Source organism: Pontivivens nitratireducens (genome assembly GCF_011290545.1).
GTDB lineage: Bacteria > Pseudomonadota > Alphaproteobacteria > Rhodobacterales > Rhodobacteraceae > Pontivivens > Pontivivens nitratireducens.
The window spans coordinates 557,782-576,807 of the sequence record NZ_CP049811.1; the positions used below are offsets into that span (position 1 = coordinate 557,782).

Here is a 19,026-nt window from a genome sequence, read left to right on the forward strand (position 1 = left end):
TCAGGTTCCGGTCCAGACGGGCGCTCGCTTCTCGGCAAAAGCCTTCGGACCTTCGATCGCGTCATTGCTGGCATACACAACCTCGTGCAGGCGCTTGCCTTCTTCGAGGCCAGCGGCGCAGCCCAGATCCATGGTTGCGCGCACGCCGCCTTTTGCCGCGATCACCGAGAGCGGGGCCGCGCTGGCGATCCGCTTGGCGATCTCCATCGCGCGGGCGCGAACGGCCGCAGGCGTGTCTTCGAGGTAGTTCGTGAATCCGTAATTGTGCAGACGTTCGATCGGCATCAGGTCGCCGGTCAGAACGATTTCCATAAGGATGGGCTGCGGCAGCATCGACAGCGCCGGGGATGCCCAAGGCGACCCACGACCGATCTTGACTTCGGTAATGCCGACCTTCGTACCCTTCAGCCCGACGCGCAGATCGCAGTTCAGCGTCAGCATCATGCCACCGGCCATCAGCGATCCGGTCATCGCGGCAATGATGGGCTTTTTGCAGGCGCGCATCGTCTCATGGAACGGGTCGCGCATCTTGGTCAGGATATCAACCCCCTCATCCCGCGCGATTTGTGTAGCTTCCTTCAAATCCATTCCGGCTGAAAAGACACCGCAATCGGATGAGGTCAGAATCGCGACGCGGATACTATCGTCCGCCTCGATCCTCTCCCAGGCATCGGTCAGCCCGTTCGTCGCGGCCACGGACAGAGCATTCTTGCGCTCGGGCCGATTGATACAGACGGTCGCGATGCCGTCTTCAACTGTCACTTCGATAGGGCTCATGATATCTGCTTCGTTTCTTTGGAATATACTAGGTGTAATTCTCGTATGGGGTTTCCCCGCGACATGAGCGCCGCGGGGAAGTTCATGCTTATTCGACGCTGAACGATTCGGAGCTTTCCTTGATGACTTCCCAAACGATGTCGAGGTAGTCCGCGCTCCAGTCAGTCAGCGGGACCCAGTTCTCACCATCCCACTGCTCGATGCGGGTCTTGCCTCCGCCACCGTGATCCTCGGGGGTCACAGTGACCGGGGCCATCACCCCATCGCCATCGAAGCCGGAAAGCGATTCATAGGCAGTCTTCATGCTCTCGGGCGTCAGCGGCCAGCCATCTTCGGCAACCGCAATACGTGCAGCTTCGAAAGCAGTCGAAAACATCGCCATACCGGTGTTGTAGTACACGTCGCGAACCAGGCTTTCAGGACCGCTGCCATTGCCGTCGGCATAGTAGGTATCCAGCATCAGTCGCACGATTGGCACTTCCTGGCCACCGGCCACGTTGGTCCCGCGCAGAATGCCCGTTGCCTCTTCGGCACCGATATTCGAGATATCAACTTCGTTGAACCAGTTAACCGCGATATAGCGGTCGATCGGGAACCGGTTCCGGCGCATTTCCTTGGAAGCAACCACGTGGCCACCGGCCAGAAGCCAGCTGATCACGTAGTCGGGCTGGTCGCGGCGGATGCTGCTCCATGCGCTGGACTGGTCCGAACCCGGCAGCGGTACGGGATAGAGCTCCAGCTCAAACCCTTCACGCTCGGAGAGAGTTCTGAGAATCTCGATCGGCTCCTGACCGAACGGATAATCCAGATAGATGAACCCGATCTTCGCGTCGCTCAGATCGCCGTCCAGCTGATCCTTGATGAAGGCAACGTCGTTCGCCGCCTGCTGCCAGTAGGTCGGGCCGACGGGGAAAACCCACTCGAACACTTCACCGTCGACAGCGTCACCACGGCCCACGAAGGACTGCATCAGGATGTTTTCGTCGTTCATCGCCCGGGGCAGGACCGCATTCGTGACCGGCGTGGACATGAAGTTGAAGATGAAAACACCGTCGCGCTTGAGCTGCTCATAGCACTCCACGCCGCGCTGCGGCTCATTGCCGTGGTCGCGCACGATGATTTCAATCGGGTGTCCCTCGATGCCACCATTATCGTTGGTGTACATCGCCAGATCCTGGGCAGCCTGGGCCACCTGGGGTGTGACGAACGTGTACGACTTGCTGAGGTCGAAGCAGAGGCCGAACTTGATCGTCTCCTCGGACTGTGCGGAGGCCACCGTGGCGGTTGCCGCCATTGCGGTGGTCAGGGCCACCGCCGTAATATGTTTTTTGAGTGTCATCTGGTCTTTCTCCCGTTGGTTAAGTTCAGGGTAGCTTTTTGATTTGCGGGCGCGCCGCCACCCCCGGTGACGCTGACCCATTGGTTAACGGACTGTCATGGCACATATTCGCTGGAGCCGAGTCTGTCCGCGTTCCACAGTGCGATGCACGTCTCGCCTGCGCCACCGTGATTTTGCGCCGTCAGAACAATCGGCATCCCTTCAGGTTCTGACCAGCGCCACGGCAATGACTTCTTCCTTTCGTCACTGAACGATATCTGACTGGAACCTCAGCTCAGCCAACGCTTGCGCCGGCTGTAATGCTTGACGTTGTGGAAATCCGTGCCCTCACCAGCGCCAAGATAGAATTCCTGGATGTCGGAGTTCGCCTTGAGAGCCTCGGCCGTGCCGTTCATCACGACGCGACCGTTTTCGATCAGATATCCCTCGGAAACGATTTCCAGTGCGGCCAGCGCGTTCTGCTCGACCAGAAGAACGGACATGCCGTCCTCCTTGTTGATCTTTTGCAGGATGCCGAAGATCTCGGCCACCAGGAACGGTGCAAGCCCGAGGCTCGGTTCATCCAGCATAAGCAGCTTCGGCTGGGTCACCAATGCGCGACCGATGGCCAACATTTGCTGCTCACCGCCCGAAAGGTAACCCGACAGCGAATTGCGTCGCTCGGCCAGCCGCGGGAAATAGTTGTAGATCTTCTCCTTTTCCACATTCAGTGCAGAGCGGGACATCCCGCTCGGCGCTGCTGCAGTCAGGTTTTCCTCGGGTGTCAGATGTTCAAACACACGTCGTCCTTCGATGACGTGACAGATGCCCTGAGCGACGCGATTTTGAGCGAGCATATCGGTAATATCAGTTCCTTCGAACTTGATCTCACCGCGGCTGACACGTCCACGCTCAGCTTTCAGCAAACCGCTGATCGCCTTGAGCGTCGTGCTTTTTCCCGCTCCGTTCGATCCCAGAAGCGCGATCATCTCGCCCTTTGGAACCTGCACAGAAACACCTTTGATCGCCAGCATCACGTTGTCGTACAGCACCTCGACGCTGTTCATCGACAGGATGGGCTGGGCTTCGACCTTGTCTTGCATCGGCATTCCCCTTTACTTTCTGAGCTGATCGAAGGGCCAGACCATCAGGTAATCCCTGATATTACCGTAGAGCTTACCCAGCCCCAGCGGTTCAATCAGAAGGATTATGACGATCAGCGCTCCATAGACCGCGTTCGGGATATGGGCGAGCGTTTCAACGTTGATCTGCATTCCCAACGACTGGCTTCCACCGGAGACGATCCCGTTGACTATGCCCGGTACGAGCAGGATCAAGGCAACACCCAGATACGACCCGATAATGCTGCCAAGTCCGCCAACGATCACCATCGCCAGCACCTGGATCGACACGGCCACCGAGAATTGCTCCGGTGCGGCCAAGAAGAAAAACGTCGCAACCAGCAGTGCACCACTTACACCCGCGATGAAGGACGACGTCGCGAAGGCCAGAATCTTGTAGTAGAAACTGTTGACGCCCAGAATTGCCGCGGCGAAATCCTTTTCCCGCACCGCAACCAGCGCACGTCCCAAACCGGTACGTTTGAGATTCAGCATGAAGATCGTCACCAACACACACCAACCGAACGCGACATAGTAATAGCCGGTGTCAGAGGTGATATCCTGTCCCAGCAGGGCCAGGGTCGGGGATTGAAGCGACGCATGCGAGCCGCCCGTGATCGCTGGCGAGTGGGTCAGCACCCAATCCATCACGAACTGCATGGCGAGGGTCGTGAGCGCGAGATAGAGCCCCTTCACCCGCAATGCGGCAAACGCGAACAGGCTGCCGATCACCGAGGATGCCAGACCCCCGATGATGAGGGCGAATTCCCAGGGAATTCCAAACCGCGCCGCGTGGATCGAAGCATACGCACCCACAGCCATGACAGCTGCGTAGCCCAGGTGAAGCTGACCAGCCCAACCCGTCACCAGGTTCAGACCCAGCGCGGCAGCCGTCCAGATCAGCCATGGCAGCATGTAGCTGTTGAGGTAGAGCGACGGAACAATGAATGGTGCCGCAAGACCGAACAGCAGGACGAACACAGCCAGATTCCGGTCAGCAGGTACCTTGAAGATACGGCTGTCGGAGACATAGTTCGCGTGGTGGACACCGGAAAGTCGGTAGAACATCCCTTATACCCTTTCGATGTCGTGACGACCAAACAGGCCGTGCGGACGGATCATGACCGTAAGAATGAGTACGGCCGCGACGATAAGCTCCCGGCTTCCGCCTCCGACAAGCGGATCGAGGAAGTCAGCACCCACGTTCTCGATGATGCCGAGAAGAATTCCGGCGACCACTGCGCCCAGAATACTGTCGAGACCACCCAGAACAGCAACCGTCAGACCTTTGAGAAGCAACAGTGACAGTGCCTGATCGACACCCTGGATTTCACCCCAGATAACCCCTGCCGCCATGGCAACGACCGACGCCAGCGCCCAGGACAACCCGACGCCGCGTTCGACCGAAATACCGACAGACCATGAGGCCATGTAGTCATCCGCGATCGCGCGCAACTTGATGCCTGTCCGTGTGCGGAAAAACAGCATGAAGGCGACAAAGAGGCCAATCGCCACCGCAGCACCGACAACATGGATGCGGCTGATGAAGATATCGCCCAGGAACAGCGGGTCGTAGCTAACCCCAAGTTCCATCGACCGCGACGTTCCACCCCAGATGGCCAGCGTTGTGCCGCGCAGGAAGATGTCCAATCCCAGTGTCATCATCAGGATCATGACAACCGGACGACCGGCGAGACGGCGCAGAGCAACACGCTCAATACCAAATCCCAGACCGAACATGATGACCGCGCCGATCGGAATGGCCAGCCAGAGCGGCAGACCCAGATCGCGTGCCAGCGCCAGGACCACATAGGCACCGACCATCGTCAGCCCGGCCTGTGCCAGATTGGGCACTGAGGAGGCCTTGTAAATCAGCACGAGGCCGATAGCGAAGAGCGAATATAGCAGTCCCGTCAGGGCACCGTTAATCGCTAGTTCAGACAAAAAGATCCAGTCCATTCATACCTCCCTGATGGGAAGGCTTCTTTCGACCTTCCCTACTTCCCCGGTCTCGTAAGTCACCTGAGCGCTTACATGGACCTCTTTTGAACCGTCATAGAGCGCCGCGATAACATCGGCGTAGCGCTCTTCGACAACCTTGCGGCGCAATTTCCGGGTCCGCGTGATTTCACCATCGTCCGGGTCGAATTCTTTCGGCAGACTGACAAAGCGTTGCAGGCGCAACGGCTCCGTCACAGCCTTGTTCACGCGCTGGAACGCTTCGTGCAGAAGCGTCGCGACCTCATCGCGCTGCGACAGATCGGAATAGGACACGTAGGGCACCCCGTTCACCTCCGCCCAATGGCCTACCGCTTCGAAATCGACGCAGACCATTGCCGTCAGCTCATCCAGACCCGCGCCGAGGACGGCTGCGTCCTTGATATACGGGCTGAACTTCAACCGGTTCTCGATATAGTTCGGAACGTAACGTTCACCGCCGCCCGTATACATAACCTCCGAGACACGGCCCAGAACCACGAGTTGACCGTTATCCTCCAGATAGCCGGCATCGCCGGTCCGCAGCCAACCGTCTTCGAGGGCTTCGGCGCTTGCTTCCGGCTTGTTGTAATAGCCGGCGAACACGCTGTCGGAACGCAGAAGAATCTCACCGGTATCGTCGATCTTGACCTCGACCCCGGGTGCTGGCGTGCCAACGGTATGCAGACGCACCTCATTCGGGGCCTGCATCGCGCTGATCGCACTGATTTCCGTCTGTCCGTAGAACTGACGCAGCTTGATGCCCAGAGCGCGATAGAAGACGAAAGTGTCCTCACCGATCGCCTCACCACCGGTGAAGGCATTCTTCAGACGGCTCATGCCGAACTGATCCTTGATCGGTCCGAAAACGAGCGCTTCGCCCAACATCCGGCCCAATGGCTCAAACAAACCGCTGCTCTTGCCGTTCAGCTTGTCTGTTTCGGCGGCGACCGCACGGTCCATGAAGAAGTGGTACAGCCACTTTTTCAACCGTGTTGAATCCTCCATTCCGACCTGAATCGTCGTTAGCATCTGATCCCAGCTTCTGGGAGCCGCCAGATAGAATGTCGGTGCGATTTCGCGCATATCCCGAACGACGGTTTCCTGCCGCTCCGGCACGTTCACGGTAAACCGGTACAACAGCGCCGCCGCGACCGTAATCGCATAGTCCCCGACCCAGGCCATCGGCAGATAGGCGAGGATCTCCTCACCCTCACCATATGCACCGGCATCATGGCCATTCCTCGCAGCCGCGAGAACGTTCTTCTGGCTCAGCACGATACCCTTCGGCTTGCCCGTCGTTCCCGACGAATGCAGGAAAATAGCCGGGTCGTCGGGTTGAGTTCTTTTCAGAAGCTCCTCACGACGGTTGGGGTTTTCGTTGAGATCGTGCTTGCCGATCTCGACCAGGTGATCCCATGACATGAGACCATCGTCTTCATAGGATTCGAGCCCGCGCGTTTCATCATATATGATGTGCTGGATGCCGCTGGCACCCGCGCCGCGTATCTCAAGGATCTTGTCGACCTGCTCCTGATCTTCGGCGATGGCCGCAACGATTTCGACCTCACCAAGAAAATGCTGAAGCTCTTCAAGCGTTGCGCCTGGATAGGCCGGCATTGCGTAAGCACCCAGCAGCGCGATGGACAGCATCCCGCCATAGAGCCGCGCCCGGTTGTCGCCCAGAATGAGCACGGCCTTGCCCCGCGTCACGCCAATTTTCTCGAGCCCGGCCGCACAGGCCAGGACCTCCTCGACGTATTCGGACCAGGTGCTTTCTTTCCAGATTCCGCGCTCTTTTTCGCGAACCGCGATACTCGACCCGTGGCTGGACGCGTTGCGCGCCAGCAATGCGCCGATCGTGTCGCTGGCGGTATTTTGCATCATCGACCCCTCAGTCATGCGCCCCTCCAACATATGCCTCGATGACCCTGGGGTCCTTTACAACTTCTCTCGGAATGCCGCTGGCGATCATCTCGCCGTAGTTCAGCGCCAGCATGCGATCGCAGATGCCGATGATCACATCCATATGGTGCTCGATCAGCAGGACACTGACGCCCCGCTCGGCCCGTGCATCCAGAATGAAGCGGGACATGTATCCCTTTTCTTCCTGGTTCATGCCGGCCATCGGCTCATCCAGAATCAACATTTGCGGCTCGGCCACCAGCGCGCGGGCCAGCTCGACCCGCTTTTTCAAGCCGATGGGAAGCCCGTCGACCATCTCGTGGCGGATGCTTTCAAGCTGCAGGAACTCGATGACTTCCTCGACGACCTTGCGGTTTTCGATTTCCTCGCGCTGCGCGGCCCACCAGTAAAGCGCCGTGCGCAGAACGCCCGGGTTCATGTGGATGTGCCGGCCGAGCAGGATGTTATCCAGAACGCTCATCCCGTTGAACAGCGCCAGGTTTTGGAACGTTCGCGCGACGCCCAGCTTTGCAACCTTGTGCGGTGCGGTGCCCGTGATGTCGTTACCGGCCAGCCGGACAGTGCCGACATTTGGTGGGTAAAAGCCGGTGATCGCGTTGGTAAGCGTCGTCTTCCCGCTGCCGTTCGGCCCCACGAGGCCGAAGATTTCCTTCGGGTGAATGACGAAATCCACGCCTGTGACGGCGACGATACCGCCAAACCGCCGTTCGATTCCACTACATGCCAAGATCGCCCCATCGTCGGCGTGGCTTTTTGTTTCTCTTTTATCCGTCATCTGAATCCTGTTGCCCTCACTGGGTTCATAGCTTGCGTCAGGCGATCCGGAAGTAATCCGGCCGGCCTGTCGGCCAGGGATCACCCCACATCTGTTGCCCGCCGTCGATGTTCAGAACTTCACCTGTTACGAATTTACCCGAACTGGCCGCCATATATACGACACCCTCGGCGACATCCCATTCATCGCCAGCGTGGCGCATCGGGTTTGAGTCCTGAAAGGTTGCCGAGCCTTCCTCGGGATAGTTCCCGAAGCCGTTACTCTCACAGCAGCCCGGCGCCACGCAGTTCACGCGGATATCATGCGGCGCCCATTCCACCGCGACCGATTTGGACAGGTATATGACACCCGCCCGCGCCGCGCATGTATGGGCAATACCGGGCATCCCGCGCCACACGTCGGCCACGATGTTCACGATTGAACCCGGCTGCTTGCTTTCCACCCAATGGCGCGCGGTGGCCTGCATCATCCACCATGTGCCGTTGAGGTTGGTGTCGATGACGGCGTTCCAGCCCTTCGGTGAAAAATCCAGTGCGGCCTGCGGAAATTGCCCGCCTGCATTGTTGACCAATACGTCAATCGCACCGAATTCCTGATTTACGCCGCGAACGAAGTCCTCGACCTGTTCGGGATCACGAATTGTCATGGCGCGGGTAAAGACCTTGGCGCCCAGACTTTCGAGAAATTCCTTGGCGGAAGCGAGCTTTTCCTCGTTCCGTCCATTTATTGCAAGATTTGCACCCAGCCGGGCAAACAGGGCCGCAATCGCCAAACCCAATCCACCACCTGCGCCGGTTACAACAACGGTTTTGCCTGCGAACAAGTCGCTGGCATAAACGGTAGATCGCGCTGCCAGGTCCTCTCGCGAAGACCCAAACTGCGTCTCAGTCATGACGCTTCCTCCCTATCCCCCCCATTCGGGGTAATTTTCCCCCATTCGGAGGTTATTTTTCGATAATCTAACGCGCGTTAGAAAAATAATCAACACCAGAATTTTCGTTGCGTCATATCCGCGCCGAAACCTAGTAAGACTTTGGAAGTCCAAGAGCTTTCTCAGCTATGAATGACAAGAGCATTTGCGGCGTCACCGGTACAATTCGAAACAGCAGTGCCTCTCTGACCAAACGCTCTACGTGGTACTCCTTTGCGTAACCGAATCCCCCAAACGCGATCTGCGCAGCTTCCGTCGCCTCCACCGCGGCATCGGCTGCCAGAAGTTTGGCCGCGTTCGCCTCCACACCGCACGCCTCACCCGCATCGTAGAGGGCGGCGGCGTGCATCACCATCAAATTGGCCGCCTCCACCCGCGCCCAGGCCTGCGCCAGCGGATGCTGAACGCCCTGGTTCTGACCGATCGGGCGGTTGAAAACCACGCGCTCTTTCGCATACTGCGACGCGCGGGTCAAAGCGTTGCGTGCGATGCCGATACATTCCCCTGCCACGAGGATACGTTCCGGGTTCAGGCCGTGCAGAATTTGCCGAAAGCCCTGGCCCTCTTCGCCAATCAGATCACTGGCCGGGATCGGCAGACCGTCGATGAACATTTCATTGGAATCGACTGCCTTGCGGCCCATTTTCTCGATCTCGCGCACATCCACATACGTCCGATCCAGATCCGTATAGAACAGGCTCAACCCTTCGGTCGGGTTGGTCACGTCCTCGATCCGGGTCGTTCGCGCCAGAAGCAACATCTTGTGCGCCACCTGCGCGGTCGAGATCCAGACCTTCTGACCGTGCACGACATATTTGTCCCCCTGTCGAACCGCCAGGGTTTTCAGCTTTGTCGTATCCAGGCCCGTCGTCGGCTCTGTCACGGCGAAGCACGCCTTTTCATCACCGGCGATCAGGGGGCTCAACATGCGCGCGCGCTGCTCATCGGTTCCGAATTTCACCACCGGGTTGAGGCCGAATATATTCATGTGAATGGCCGAAGCCCCGCTCGCGCCGCCCCCGGACTCCGCGATCGCCTGCATCATGATGGTCGCTTCGGTAATGCCCAGACCGGCACCGCCCACCGCTTCGGGCATAGCAATCCCCAGCCACCCGCCGTCGGCCATGGCCTTGTGCAGATCATGGGGGAAACCGCCGTTGCGGTCCTTTTCCAGCCAGTAATCATCGTCGAATTGCGCACAAATCCGCAGGATCTGTTCGCGAATTTCCTTTTGCTCATCTGTCATTCGAAACGTCACGGCATGTCATCCTTCACGTTAAGGCCCACCAGCCCCGCCTCATGCAGAGCGGTTATGTGGGCGTCGTCAAAACCAAGATCACGCAGAATGCTGCGGCTGTCCGCGCCCGGTTCGCGTCCCAGCCAACGAAGCTCACCGGGGGTGGCGCTCAAATGCGGAATCGGCCCGATCACCTGCGTCTGCTCGCCCGGGACCGCCACGATATCACCGCGATGGCGTATTTGCTCGTTGGTCGTAATCTCCTCAACGCTCAGCACCTGTGAGGCGACAGCGTCATGCTTGGCGAATTCGGCTTTCACTTCGGCCAGGGTGTGCTGCGTCACGAAATCGTTGATGGCATCGAAGACGACCGTCATATGCTGCGACATCTCCGCCAGGGTCGCGAAACGCGGATCATTGGCCAGGTCATCCCCGCCAACCGCCCGCAGCAGACGTTGGGCTGTTTCCGCGCTGCCTGCGGAAACGGTCAGCCACACCCCGTCGGAGGTACGGAACATGCCCCCGGGCGCGAAGTCCATCGGCTGACGCAGCCCGTTCCGCCGGGGTGAATGCTTTGCCCCCGTCAGCGCGGGAACGGGATAATCCATCAACCGCAACAACGCCTCGAACACAGCCAGATCGACGACCTGACCGCGCGCAATCCCCTTCTCCTTGGCAAAAAGCGCGATCATGATGCCCAGCGCGCCCATAAGCCCTGTCGTGCTGTCAGCTGCGGGAAATCCGGGATGCATCGGCGGCCCGTCGGTGAAACCAGTCAGATGTGCCAGACCGCTCATCGCCTCTGCCGCGCGTCCGAATGCCGGTACGTCGCGCATCGGACCGTCCTGTCCGTAGCCGGATACGCGCAGGATCATCAGATCCGGGTTCCACTCATGCAGTACGTCCGGTCCGATTCCTGCACGCTCAAGAACTCCCGGGCGGAAGTTCTCGACAAGCACGTCTGATTCTTCAACCAACCTGCGCAGGACGGCCCGCCCCTCATCCGACTTCCAGTTCAGACTCAGGATTTTCTTGTTACGGCCCAGCGTCTTCCACCAGACGCCGACGCCGTCCTCCGCCTTGGGTCCAAGTTCGCGCATCATGTCTGTGCGGTTGGGCGACTCGATCTTGATGACATCGGCACCGAAGTCGGAGAGCAAGGCCGTCGACAGCGGTGCGGCAATCACATGACCGAGTTCGATTATTTTCAGGTGTTCAAGGGGTCCGGCCATCTGCGCACTTCGCTAATAATCTAACATTTGTTAGATTATTAGCGAAGTGGAACGCAAACCTCAAGTCATGAGCTGATTGGCGGCCCGCAAATCCTCTTTTGATCCCGATGACCTGTTCTTCGCTGTAACCTTCAGGTCTAGATATCAGTCGGATTTGGCTCCATCGCTTCATTGACCATGCGGCTGGCGCCGGACAGTTGCCCCAGTGGCGGCGCATCATCGCCGCGCGCGCGCCGCCGTTCGGCCACGATCCGGCCACGGGACAGGGCGATGTCACTGACCGTCGCCGCATCGCCGGGCTGCATCACGTAGACGCCGTCCGCATCCGCCAGCACCGCGTCACCCGGCAGCACCGCCACGCCGCCCACGCTGACCGGAACATGCGCGCGCCCGGCCAGATTGGCCATGCGCGTCGTCATCGGGGACACGCCGCGGCACCAGACCGGAAAGCCCAGTTCGGCCAGTTCCTGCCCATCGGTGCAGGGGCCGTCGATGATGGCCCCGACGATGCCCTGCCGCATCGCCGCCTCCGCCACGCCGTCGCCCAGACAGGCGTGGCGCATATCGCCCAGACGGTCGATCACCAGGATATCCCCCGGCTGCGCCAGCCCGATCGCATGGTGCAGCATAACCGAGCACGGTCCGGGTATCTGCACGGTCAGCGCCCGCCCGACGGTGCGGGGGCCATGCCCCTGATTGGCGCGGATGCCGGGATCCATCGCGCCCCAATACAGGATATGGCCCAGCATCGTCGTCTCGCACTGTCGCAAGGTCTCGACCGTTTCGGGGTCCAGCGGCGGCGGGGTCGGGCCGATGGCGTATTTCGGGGGGGACGGCAGGGGCTTCGTCATCGTTCACTCCGCAATGTGGGGTCGAGTCTGTCGCGCAGCCAGTCCCCGATCATCGAGACCGACAGCGCGAGGCAAAAGATGATCGCGCCGGGCAGCAGCGTCAGCCACCATGCGGTCATCAGGCGGTCACGCCCTTCGGACATGATCTGGCCCAGGCTGGTCAACGGCGGTTGCACGCCCAGCCCCAGAAACGATAGCGCCGTTTCCAGCAGGATCGTCAGGGGCAGGTTCACCGTGAACTGTACCAGCGCGATGTTCAGGATGTTTGGCAGGACGTGGCGCAGATAGATCCGCGCCGGCGTCGCGCCCAGCGCGCGCACGGCGGTGACATAGCCGGATTCCTTGGCCTGCAGGGTCGCGCCACGCATCAGCCTTGCATAGACCTCCCAGCCGTTCAGGCCGACCAGCAGCAGGAACAGGGTGAAGGAATTGTCGAACATAGCCAGCATGAACAGCGCCACGATGATGATCGGCAGCGAGGCCTGCACGTCGATGGCCGCGACGATCACGGCTTCGGTCTTGCCCCGTTGTGCACCGGCCATGATCCCCAGCAGCGAGCCGAGCACCGCCCCGATCACTGTGCCGACGATCGCCACCACAAGCGTGATCTGCGCCCCCGTCACGAGGCGGGCAAACAGATCGCGCCCGCGCGCGTCGGTGCCCAGCCAGTAACCTTCGCTGCCCGGCGGCTCCAACCGATGAAACAGCGACGTCTCGCGAAAACCGTGCGGCGTCAGGAGGTGGCCGAACAGCGCGAACATGACGAACAGCGCCACGAAGCCAAGGGCGAGCTTGACGCTCAACGGGATCGGGGGGCGCTTTCGTGCGAGGGGTGCGGTGGAATGGACGTCCGTCATTTCGCGCGGATCCTCGGGTCGATGACAAGGTAGAGCAGATCGACGATCAGGTTCGCCATCACCATGGTCGCGGCCACCACCAGCACCAGAAACTGCACCTGCGCCAGATCGCGCGTCGCGACCGAACGGACCAGCAGTTGCCCGACGCCGGGCCAGGCGAAGACCTGCTCCGTCACGACGGAGCCCGCCACCAGCGCGCCCAGCGACAGCCCGATAAGCGTCACCAGCGGGATCGCGGCATTGGGCGCAGCGTGGCGCAGCAACCGCTTGGCAAAGGGCACGCCCCGTGCCTCCGCCGCGCGCATGTAGGGGGCGTTGATCGTCTCAAGCACCGATGAGCGGGTGAACCTTGCGAAGCTGCCCATCGCCGCCAGCCCCAGGGTCAGCGCGGGCCAGATGACGTTCGCGCTCTCCCCGCCCAGAAAGGTGCCGAAGGCCAGGGCCGCGACCAGGATCATCACCAGCCCGAACAGGAAATTCGGCATCGCGAAGGCAAAGACCGAAAAGCCCATCACCAGCCGGTCCAGCGGCGTGCCCCGGCGGATCGCGGCCAGCGCGCCTATTGGAATACCGATGGCGACGGCCAGCGCCAGCGCGGTGCCGCCAAGGTGCAGCGTATAGGGCAGACGCCTCAGAAATGTCTGCTCCACCGCGATACCGGTATGGATCGAGAAGCCGAAGTTCCCCTGCGCCAGACCCGCGAGATAGCCCAGATATTGTTGCCATAGCGGCTGGTCGAGGCCCATGGCGCGGGAATACTGGTCGATCACCGATTGCGGCGCGTCGGGCGGAACCAGCGCCGCCGCCGGATCGCCCGACAGGCGGATGAAAAGGAAAACCAGCGTCACCGTCACCAGCATGGTCAGCATGGCGCGCAGCAGACGGGAGAGGATGTAACCGATCATGCCGCGCTGCCCTTTTGAAACAGATCCAGCCCCGGCGCCGCGGCCAGCAAGGCTTGTGTATAGGGATGTTGCGGTGCGGCAAAAACGCGGCTCGCGGGGCCGTGCTCCACGATTTCCCCCGCTCTCATGACCAGAATATCGTCCGCGATGGCGCGGGCGACGGCCAGATCGTGGGTGATGAACAGGATCGCGAAGCCGAAGCGGCTTTGCAGATCGGCGAAGAGGTCCAGAATCTGCGCCTGAATGGACACGTCGAGGGCGGAAACCGCCTCATCCGCGATCAGCAATTCGGGTTCCAGCGCCAGCGCCCGCGCGATGCAGATGCGCTGGCGCTGGCCACCGGAAAATTCCTGCGGATAGCGCCCGCCTGCCTGCGCGGACAGCCCCACCAGGTCGAGAAGTTCGGCCGCTTTCGCCCGTGCTTGCGCAGGCGGCGTGCCATGGATGATCGGGCCCTCGGCCACGGCGGACAGGACCGTCTGGCGGGGGTTGAGAGCGGAAAACGGATCTTGCAACACCACCTGAATGGACCGCCGCAGCCTTCGCAGCGGGGCGCCGGTCAGGTCGGCGATCTCCTCCTCCTTGAAGCGGATCGAGCCACTGTCGATATCCTCCAGTCGCAGCAGGCACCGCGCGAGGGAGCTTTTGCCGGACCCGCTTTCGCCCACAACGGCAACGGTGCGGCCCCGCGCGATGTCCAGCGTGACATCCTTGACCGCATGCAGCGCCTTGCGGTTGCCCAGAAAGCCGCTGCGATAGACCAGATTAACGGCGCGCGCTTGCAGGATCGGGGTCTCCTCATCGTGCTCCAGAATGCGGGGCGCGGGGCTGACGGCGGCGATCAGCTTGCGCGTGTAGGGATGTTGCGGATTGCGCAGGACGTCGCCGGCCTGCCCGCTTTCCACCAGCACGCCCTGCTGCATCACCGCGACGCGATCCGCGATCTGGGCCACGACGCCGAAATCGTGGGTCACGAACAGCACGGCCAGATTATGTTCCCGCTGCAAACGGGCGATCAGGGTCAGGATTTCGGCCTGCGTCGTCACGTCCAGCGCCGTCGTCGGCTCATCCGCGATCAGCAAGCCGGGGTGCAGCAGCAAGGCCGCCGCGATCACCGCGCGTTGCGCCTGCCCGCCGGACAATTGGTGCGGATAGGAACGCGCGATCCGCTCCGGCTCGGGCAGGGCGACGTCGTGCAGCACCTCCAGCACGCGGGCGCGGCGGCGGGATCGGGGCACGCCATGCACCGCCAGAACCTCCGCCAGTTGGCTGCCGATGGTGCGCACGGGATTCAGGCTGGCGCCCGCGTCCTGAAAGATCATCGCGATCCGGGCGGATCGGATCGTGCGGAAATCGCGGTGACGCTGTGGCGGCAACTGCGCCCCATCGAAACGGATCGTGCCGCCCGTGACTGGCAGCGCATGGGGCAACATGCCCATGATCGCCTGCCCCGCCACGGATTTGCCCGAGCCGCTTTCCCCGACCAGGCACAGCGTCTCACCCGGTGCGATGTCGAAGCTGATGCGCGACACCGCCTCCGCCCGGTCGCCATCCGGCGGCAAGGCGACCGTCAGTTCGTCGATGGTCAGGAGCGGCAGGCGCGCCGCGCCTGGACCGGTTGCGGTTTCACTCATCGTAACCCGTCATGTAGAGGTGATCGAAGATCGTGACGTCCGAATTGCCCGGATCCCATTGCAGATCCTCATCAATCGCGTAGTTCACCACATTGCGCCACATATACATGCCGGGCGTCACGCGCTCCCACTCCGCCACCAGGTCGAGATAGGCCTGATACCTCTCGTCGAAGTCCTGCGCCTGCTCGAAGGTTTCGCCCAGCCTGACGAAATCCTCCGTCATGTCCCAGGTGCGGTGCGAGGCGCGGAAGCGGCTGGATTCAGGACCCCAGTCCATCCACAACGGGCGGTAGGGATCGCCGGAAAACTCGCTGGACATCGACATGTTCAACAGGTGGAACGGCCGCTCGTAGGCCAGCGAGAAGTTATCCTTGAGCGCGATGCGCACGTCGATGCCCAGATCGGCCCATTGCTCGACCATGAATTCCGCTGCGATCTCGTAATTGGGATAAAAACCGCGGGTGATGTGCCAGATCAGTTCCTGCCCGTCATAGTCGCTGGCGGCGAGGTATTCGGCCGCCTGTTCGGGGTCGTAGGGCATGGCGCGGGCGCGGTCGGGATCGAAATACTCGCCGTATTCGGGGAAGTTGAACGGCGTCGGCACGAAGGTCGCATCACCCCAGATTGCCTGCGCGATCGCCTCACGGTCCACACCGGCGACGAGGGCGCGCCGCAGATTCACATCCGTCAGCGGATTGTCGGGCAGGGCCTCGGTTTCCAGCATGTTGAAGGCGACCATCGGGTAATTCTCGATGCCCTTCTCCATCACGGTGATGCCATCAGTCCCTTCGAGGGAGGCGACCTGATCGGCGGGAACGCTGACCACCACGTCATATTCGCCCGCGACCAGACCCGCGAACCGGGTGGAAAACTCCGGCACGATCTCGAATTTAAGCGAGGCGGCGGGCGGCTCCCCGGCCCAATAGTCCTCAAAGGCCTCCGCCTCGACCGAAACCGACGGGTCGAAAGATGTCATGCGGTAGGGGCCGGTGCCGATGGGCATCTGGCCGAACGCGTCGGTTCCGACCTCCTCGTAATAATGCGCCGGCAGGACGAAGCCGATGGGCGTGACCATGCGGAACGGCAGGTTCGGATCGGGAAAGCTGGTTTCGACCTCCACCGTCAGGGGGCCGGTTGCCTCGACCCGGACGAAACCGCGCGCGTAGCGGGTGCCGCGCGGGGCCAGGGGTTCCTCCCCCCACAATCGTTCGGCGGACAGCGAGAAGGCTACATCCTCGGCGTCCATGATATGCCCGTCATGGAAGGGCACGCCGTCGCGCAGCGTGAATTCCCAGACCATGGGTGAAAGCTGCTGCCAGCTTTCGGCCAGCCACGGCACCAGTTCGGTTCCGTCGGGATCGTCCCAGCGGTTGCGGCGCACCAGCGTGTCGAAGATGTTGGAATGCACCCGCGCGCCGGTCGTCGAAATGCCGACCACCGGGTCCATCGTCGGCCACAGGTTGTCCACCGCGATCACCAGATCGGGGCGGTCCTGTGCAAGGGCGGGCATCGCCAGCGCCCCTGTCAGTGCCGTGGCGGCCATCAAGTTGCGATAGGTCATGTCAAAGCTCCTGTTGATGAATGTCTTGCCGGGGTGGAGGGCATGTCGTTTCTGGCGGGGCCGATATGGCGAAGGTCGAAGGCCCGGGCGTTCTTCAGGTTCGGGATCTGGCGCCGTGCCGCCGCGACGGCATCCAACGGCAGATCGACCGTGACTTGCCCGGCCACCGCGCCCCCCAGATCGGCCAGCACCTCACCCCAGGGGGAGATGATGAGCGAATGGCCCCATGTTGCACGCCCGTCCGCATGATCGCCAACCTGCGCCGGGGCGATCACATAAGCCCCGTTTTCGATGGCCCGCGCCCGCAGCAGCACCTCCCAATGCGCCCGGCCCGTGGGCACGGTAAAGGCGGAGGGCACGAACATCACCGTGGCACCGGCCAGCGCATATTCGCGGTAAAGATGCGGGAACCGCAAATCGTAGCAGATCGACATGCCCAGCGGGCCGAAGGGCGTGTCCACCAGAACGGCATCGGTTCCGGGGGCGTAACGGCTGGATTCCCCTGTCGCGTCGCGCCCGTCCAGGAACACGTCAAACAGGTGGATCTTGTCATAACGTGCGAGGATCTCACCTGCCGGGTCGATCAGAACCGTATGGTTGAAATACCTGCCATCGGGCGCCTTGACCGGGCTGGAGCCGGAATGAATCCAGATGCCATGCTTCGCGGCCTCCTCGCGGCAGGCGGCTATGTAGGGGTCGTGGCTCTCCTGCGTGATCTGGGCGCGGGCGTGGTCCTTGTCGCGGTCCATCAGGCCCGCGGCCTCGGGCAGGGTCAGCATGTCGGCGCCCTCATCCGCGGCACGCTTCGCGGCGGTGCTAAGGCTCTCGATATTTCGATCATGGGTGTTGTGCGATGTCATCTGAAGCATCGAAACCCGCAGCGTATCCGTCATGTCCGGCCCCCTGATTGCAGCACCTCCACCCTAGGGGGTGTGACCTTCAAGAAAATAGAATAAAATTGTTGTAACCTGTCTGTTTACCTCACATGTTTATTCTATGCAGAGCACGCGCCGTCTTCCCTCGCTCAACGCCTTGCGCGCATTGGAGGCGGTGCGCGAAACCGGCTCCGTTTCCGCTGCCGCGCGTCGGCTCAGCGTATCGCATTCTGCCGTCAGCCATCAGATGAAGCAGTTGGAGGAGTGGATCGGCCGGCCCATTACCGTGCGCCGGGGCCGCAGCGTCGCCTTTACCGAAGCGGGGGAAAGCCTGGCGCGGGTGGTGCACGATTCCTTTGACGCGATCCGGCACGAGATCGACCTGCTGCCGCTGCGCTTCGCCCGTGCGGTGTCCATCTCCGCGTTGCCTGTGATCGCGGAGGAGGTGCTGCTGCCCAATCTGGCGCAGTTTCGCAACGCCCATCCGCAGATCAGCCTGCACGTGTCACTGGCGCAGACCGATCGCCCAAAAACCCCCGCGCCCGATGTGGAGATCCTGTTTCGCAAACGCGACCGCCTGTTGCCGGATGAGGTCGTGCTGTTTCCCGGCGATGCCGTCCCCGTCTGCACCCCCGACCTGCTGCGGGCCGCCGGGGGCGATCCGGTCACCGCCGTGCGCAACGGACCGCTGGTCGCGGACGAGGATTCGCGCATGTGGACCCGCTGGCTGGCCGAAGCGGGTGAAGGCTGGACCCCCGAGAATGCAGCTCGGACCATCTACCTCGAAGGATCGTTCCTGCTGCAAAACGCCGCGATGCACGGCATCGGCGTCGCGATCTGTCGCAGGGCCACCATCACGCGGGCAGTGCAGGCATCGGGCCTGATCTGCTTGTCGGACTTCGCGATAGATCAGGACTGGGCCTACACGATGCGCGTCGCCACCGGGCGGGAGGTCGAACCCGAGGTGCAGATCGTTACCGCCTGGCTGCGCAGCCTCACGACGAAGGCATGACTGTGACAGGCAGCGCCTTATCACAGTCGCTCAAGTC

Annotated in this window: 17 protein-coding genes; 1 reads left to right on the forward strand and 16 read right to left on the reverse strand. The window is 61.5% G+C overall.

All coding sequences use genetic code 11. The features are described from left to right. From G8E03_RS02700 to G8E03_RS02775, 16 genes are all read right to left on the reverse strand, one after another. Complete coding sequence (locus tag G8E03_RS02700; RefSeq protein ID WP_166188402.1) at positions 1-777, reverse strand: enoyl-CoA hydratase/isomerase family protein; 777 nt, start codon at positions 775-777, stop codon at positions 1-3. Positions 778-865: 88 nt separating this feature from the next. Beyond that, on the reverse strand, positions 866-2,116 hold the full coding sequence (locus G8E03_RS02705) for an ABC transporter substrate-binding protein (RefSeq protein ID WP_166188405.1): 1,251 nt from the start codon (positions 2,114-2,116) through the stop codon (positions 866-868). Positions 2,117-2,385: 269 nt separating this feature from the next. Beyond that, on the reverse strand, positions 2,386-3,198 hold the full coding sequence (locus G8E03_RS02710) for an ABC transporter ATP-binding protein (RefSeq protein WP_166188407.1): 813 nt from the start codon (positions 3,196-3,198) through the stop codon (positions 2,386-2,388). A gap of 12 nt (positions 3,199-3,210) precedes the next feature. Further along, positions 3,211-4,284: a branched-chain amino acid ABC transporter permease gene (locus G8E03_RS02715; RefSeq protein ID WP_166188410.1), complete on the reverse strand. Its 1,074-nt coding sequence runs from the start codon at positions 4,282-4,284 to the stop codon at positions 3,211-3,213. Between the two features lie 3 nt (positions 4,285-4,287). Continuing rightward, the gene (locus G8E03_RS02720) at positions 4,288-5,175 is read right to left on the reverse strand and encodes a branched-chain amino acid ABC transporter permease (protein ID WP_166188412.1); all 888 of its coding nucleotides are present in this window, start codon (positions 5,173-5,175) and stop codon (positions 4,288-4,290) included. Continuing rightward, positions 5,176-7,077, reverse strand: a complete 1,902-nt coding sequence (locus G8E03_RS02725; RefSeq protein ID WP_240910402.1) for an AMP-dependent synthetase/ligase — start codon at positions 7,075-7,077, stop codon at positions 5,176-5,178. Between the two features lie 10 nt (positions 7,078-7,087). Next, positions 7,088-7,894 (reverse strand): ABC transporter ATP-binding protein, encoded by an 807-nt coding sequence (locus G8E03_RS02730; protein ID WP_166188416.1) that lies wholly within the window; start codon positions 7,892-7,894, stop codon positions 7,088-7,090. 37 nt (positions 7,895-7,931) lie between these two features. Beyond that, positions 7,932-8,786 carry an SDR family oxidoreductase gene (locus G8E03_RS02735; protein ID WP_166188418.1) on the reverse strand — a complete coding sequence of 285 codons (855 nt, stop codon included), beginning with the start codon at positions 8,784-8,786 and terminating at the stop codon, positions 7,932-7,934. A gap of 130 nt (positions 8,787-8,916) precedes the next feature. Further along, complete coding sequence (locus G8E03_RS02740; protein WP_166188420.1) at positions 8,917-10,071, reverse strand: acyl-CoA dehydrogenase family protein; 1,155 nt, start codon at positions 10,069-10,071, stop codon at positions 8,917-8,919. Positions 10,072-10,079: 8 nt separating this feature from the next. Then, positions 10,080-11,294, reverse strand: coding sequence for a CaiB/BaiF CoA transferase family protein (locus G8E03_RS02745; RefSeq protein ID WP_166188423.1), 1,215 nt, complete (start codon positions 11,292-11,294; stop codon positions 10,080-10,082). 137 nt (positions 11,295-11,431) lie between these two features. After that, complete coding sequence (locus tag G8E03_RS02750; protein WP_166188425.1) at positions 11,432-12,145, reverse strand: RraA family protein; 714 nt, start codon at positions 12,143-12,145, stop codon at positions 11,432-11,434. Continuing rightward, positions 12,142-13,002, reverse strand: a complete 861-nt coding sequence (locus G8E03_RS02755; protein ID WP_166188427.1) for an ABC transporter permease — start codon at positions 13,000-13,002, stop codon at positions 12,142-12,144. Before G8E03_RS02755 ends, G8E03_RS02750 begins: the two co-directional genes overlap by 4 nt. Then, positions 12,999-13,907, reverse strand: coding sequence for an ABC transporter permease (locus tag G8E03_RS02760; protein WP_166188429.1), 909 nt, complete (start codon positions 13,905-13,907; stop codon positions 12,999-13,001). Before G8E03_RS02760 ends, G8E03_RS02755 begins: the two co-directional genes overlap by 4 nt. Beyond that, on the reverse strand, positions 13,904-15,541 hold the full coding sequence (locus G8E03_RS02765) for a dipeptide ABC transporter ATP-binding protein (protein WP_166188432.1): 1,638 nt from the start codon (positions 15,539-15,541) through the stop codon (positions 13,904-13,906). The genes G8E03_RS02760 and G8E03_RS02765 overlap by 4 nt, the downstream gene beginning before the upstream one ends. Next, positions 15,534-17,102, reverse strand: coding sequence for an ABC transporter substrate-binding protein (locus G8E03_RS02770; RefSeq protein ID WP_166188434.1), 1,569 nt, complete (start codon positions 17,100-17,102; stop codon positions 15,534-15,536). Before G8E03_RS02770 ends, G8E03_RS02765 begins: the two co-directional genes overlap by 8 nt. After that, positions 17,099-17,995, reverse strand: a complete 897-nt coding sequence (locus tag G8E03_RS02775; RefSeq protein ID WP_166188437.1) for a carbon-nitrogen hydrolase family protein — start codon at positions 17,993-17,995, stop codon at positions 17,099-17,101. Before G8E03_RS02775 ends, G8E03_RS02770 begins: the two co-directional genes overlap by 4 nt. A 103-nt stretch (positions 17,996-18,098) precedes the next feature. On the opposite strand from G8E03_RS02775, the gene G8E03_RS02780 reads away from it, so the two are divergent. Continuing rightward, positions 18,099-18,989: a LysR family transcriptional regulator gene (locus tag G8E03_RS02780; protein WP_166188439.1), complete on the forward strand. Its 891-nt coding sequence runs from the start codon at positions 18,099-18,101 to the stop codon at positions 18,987-18,989. Positions 18,990-19,026 lie beyond the last annotated feature (37 nt).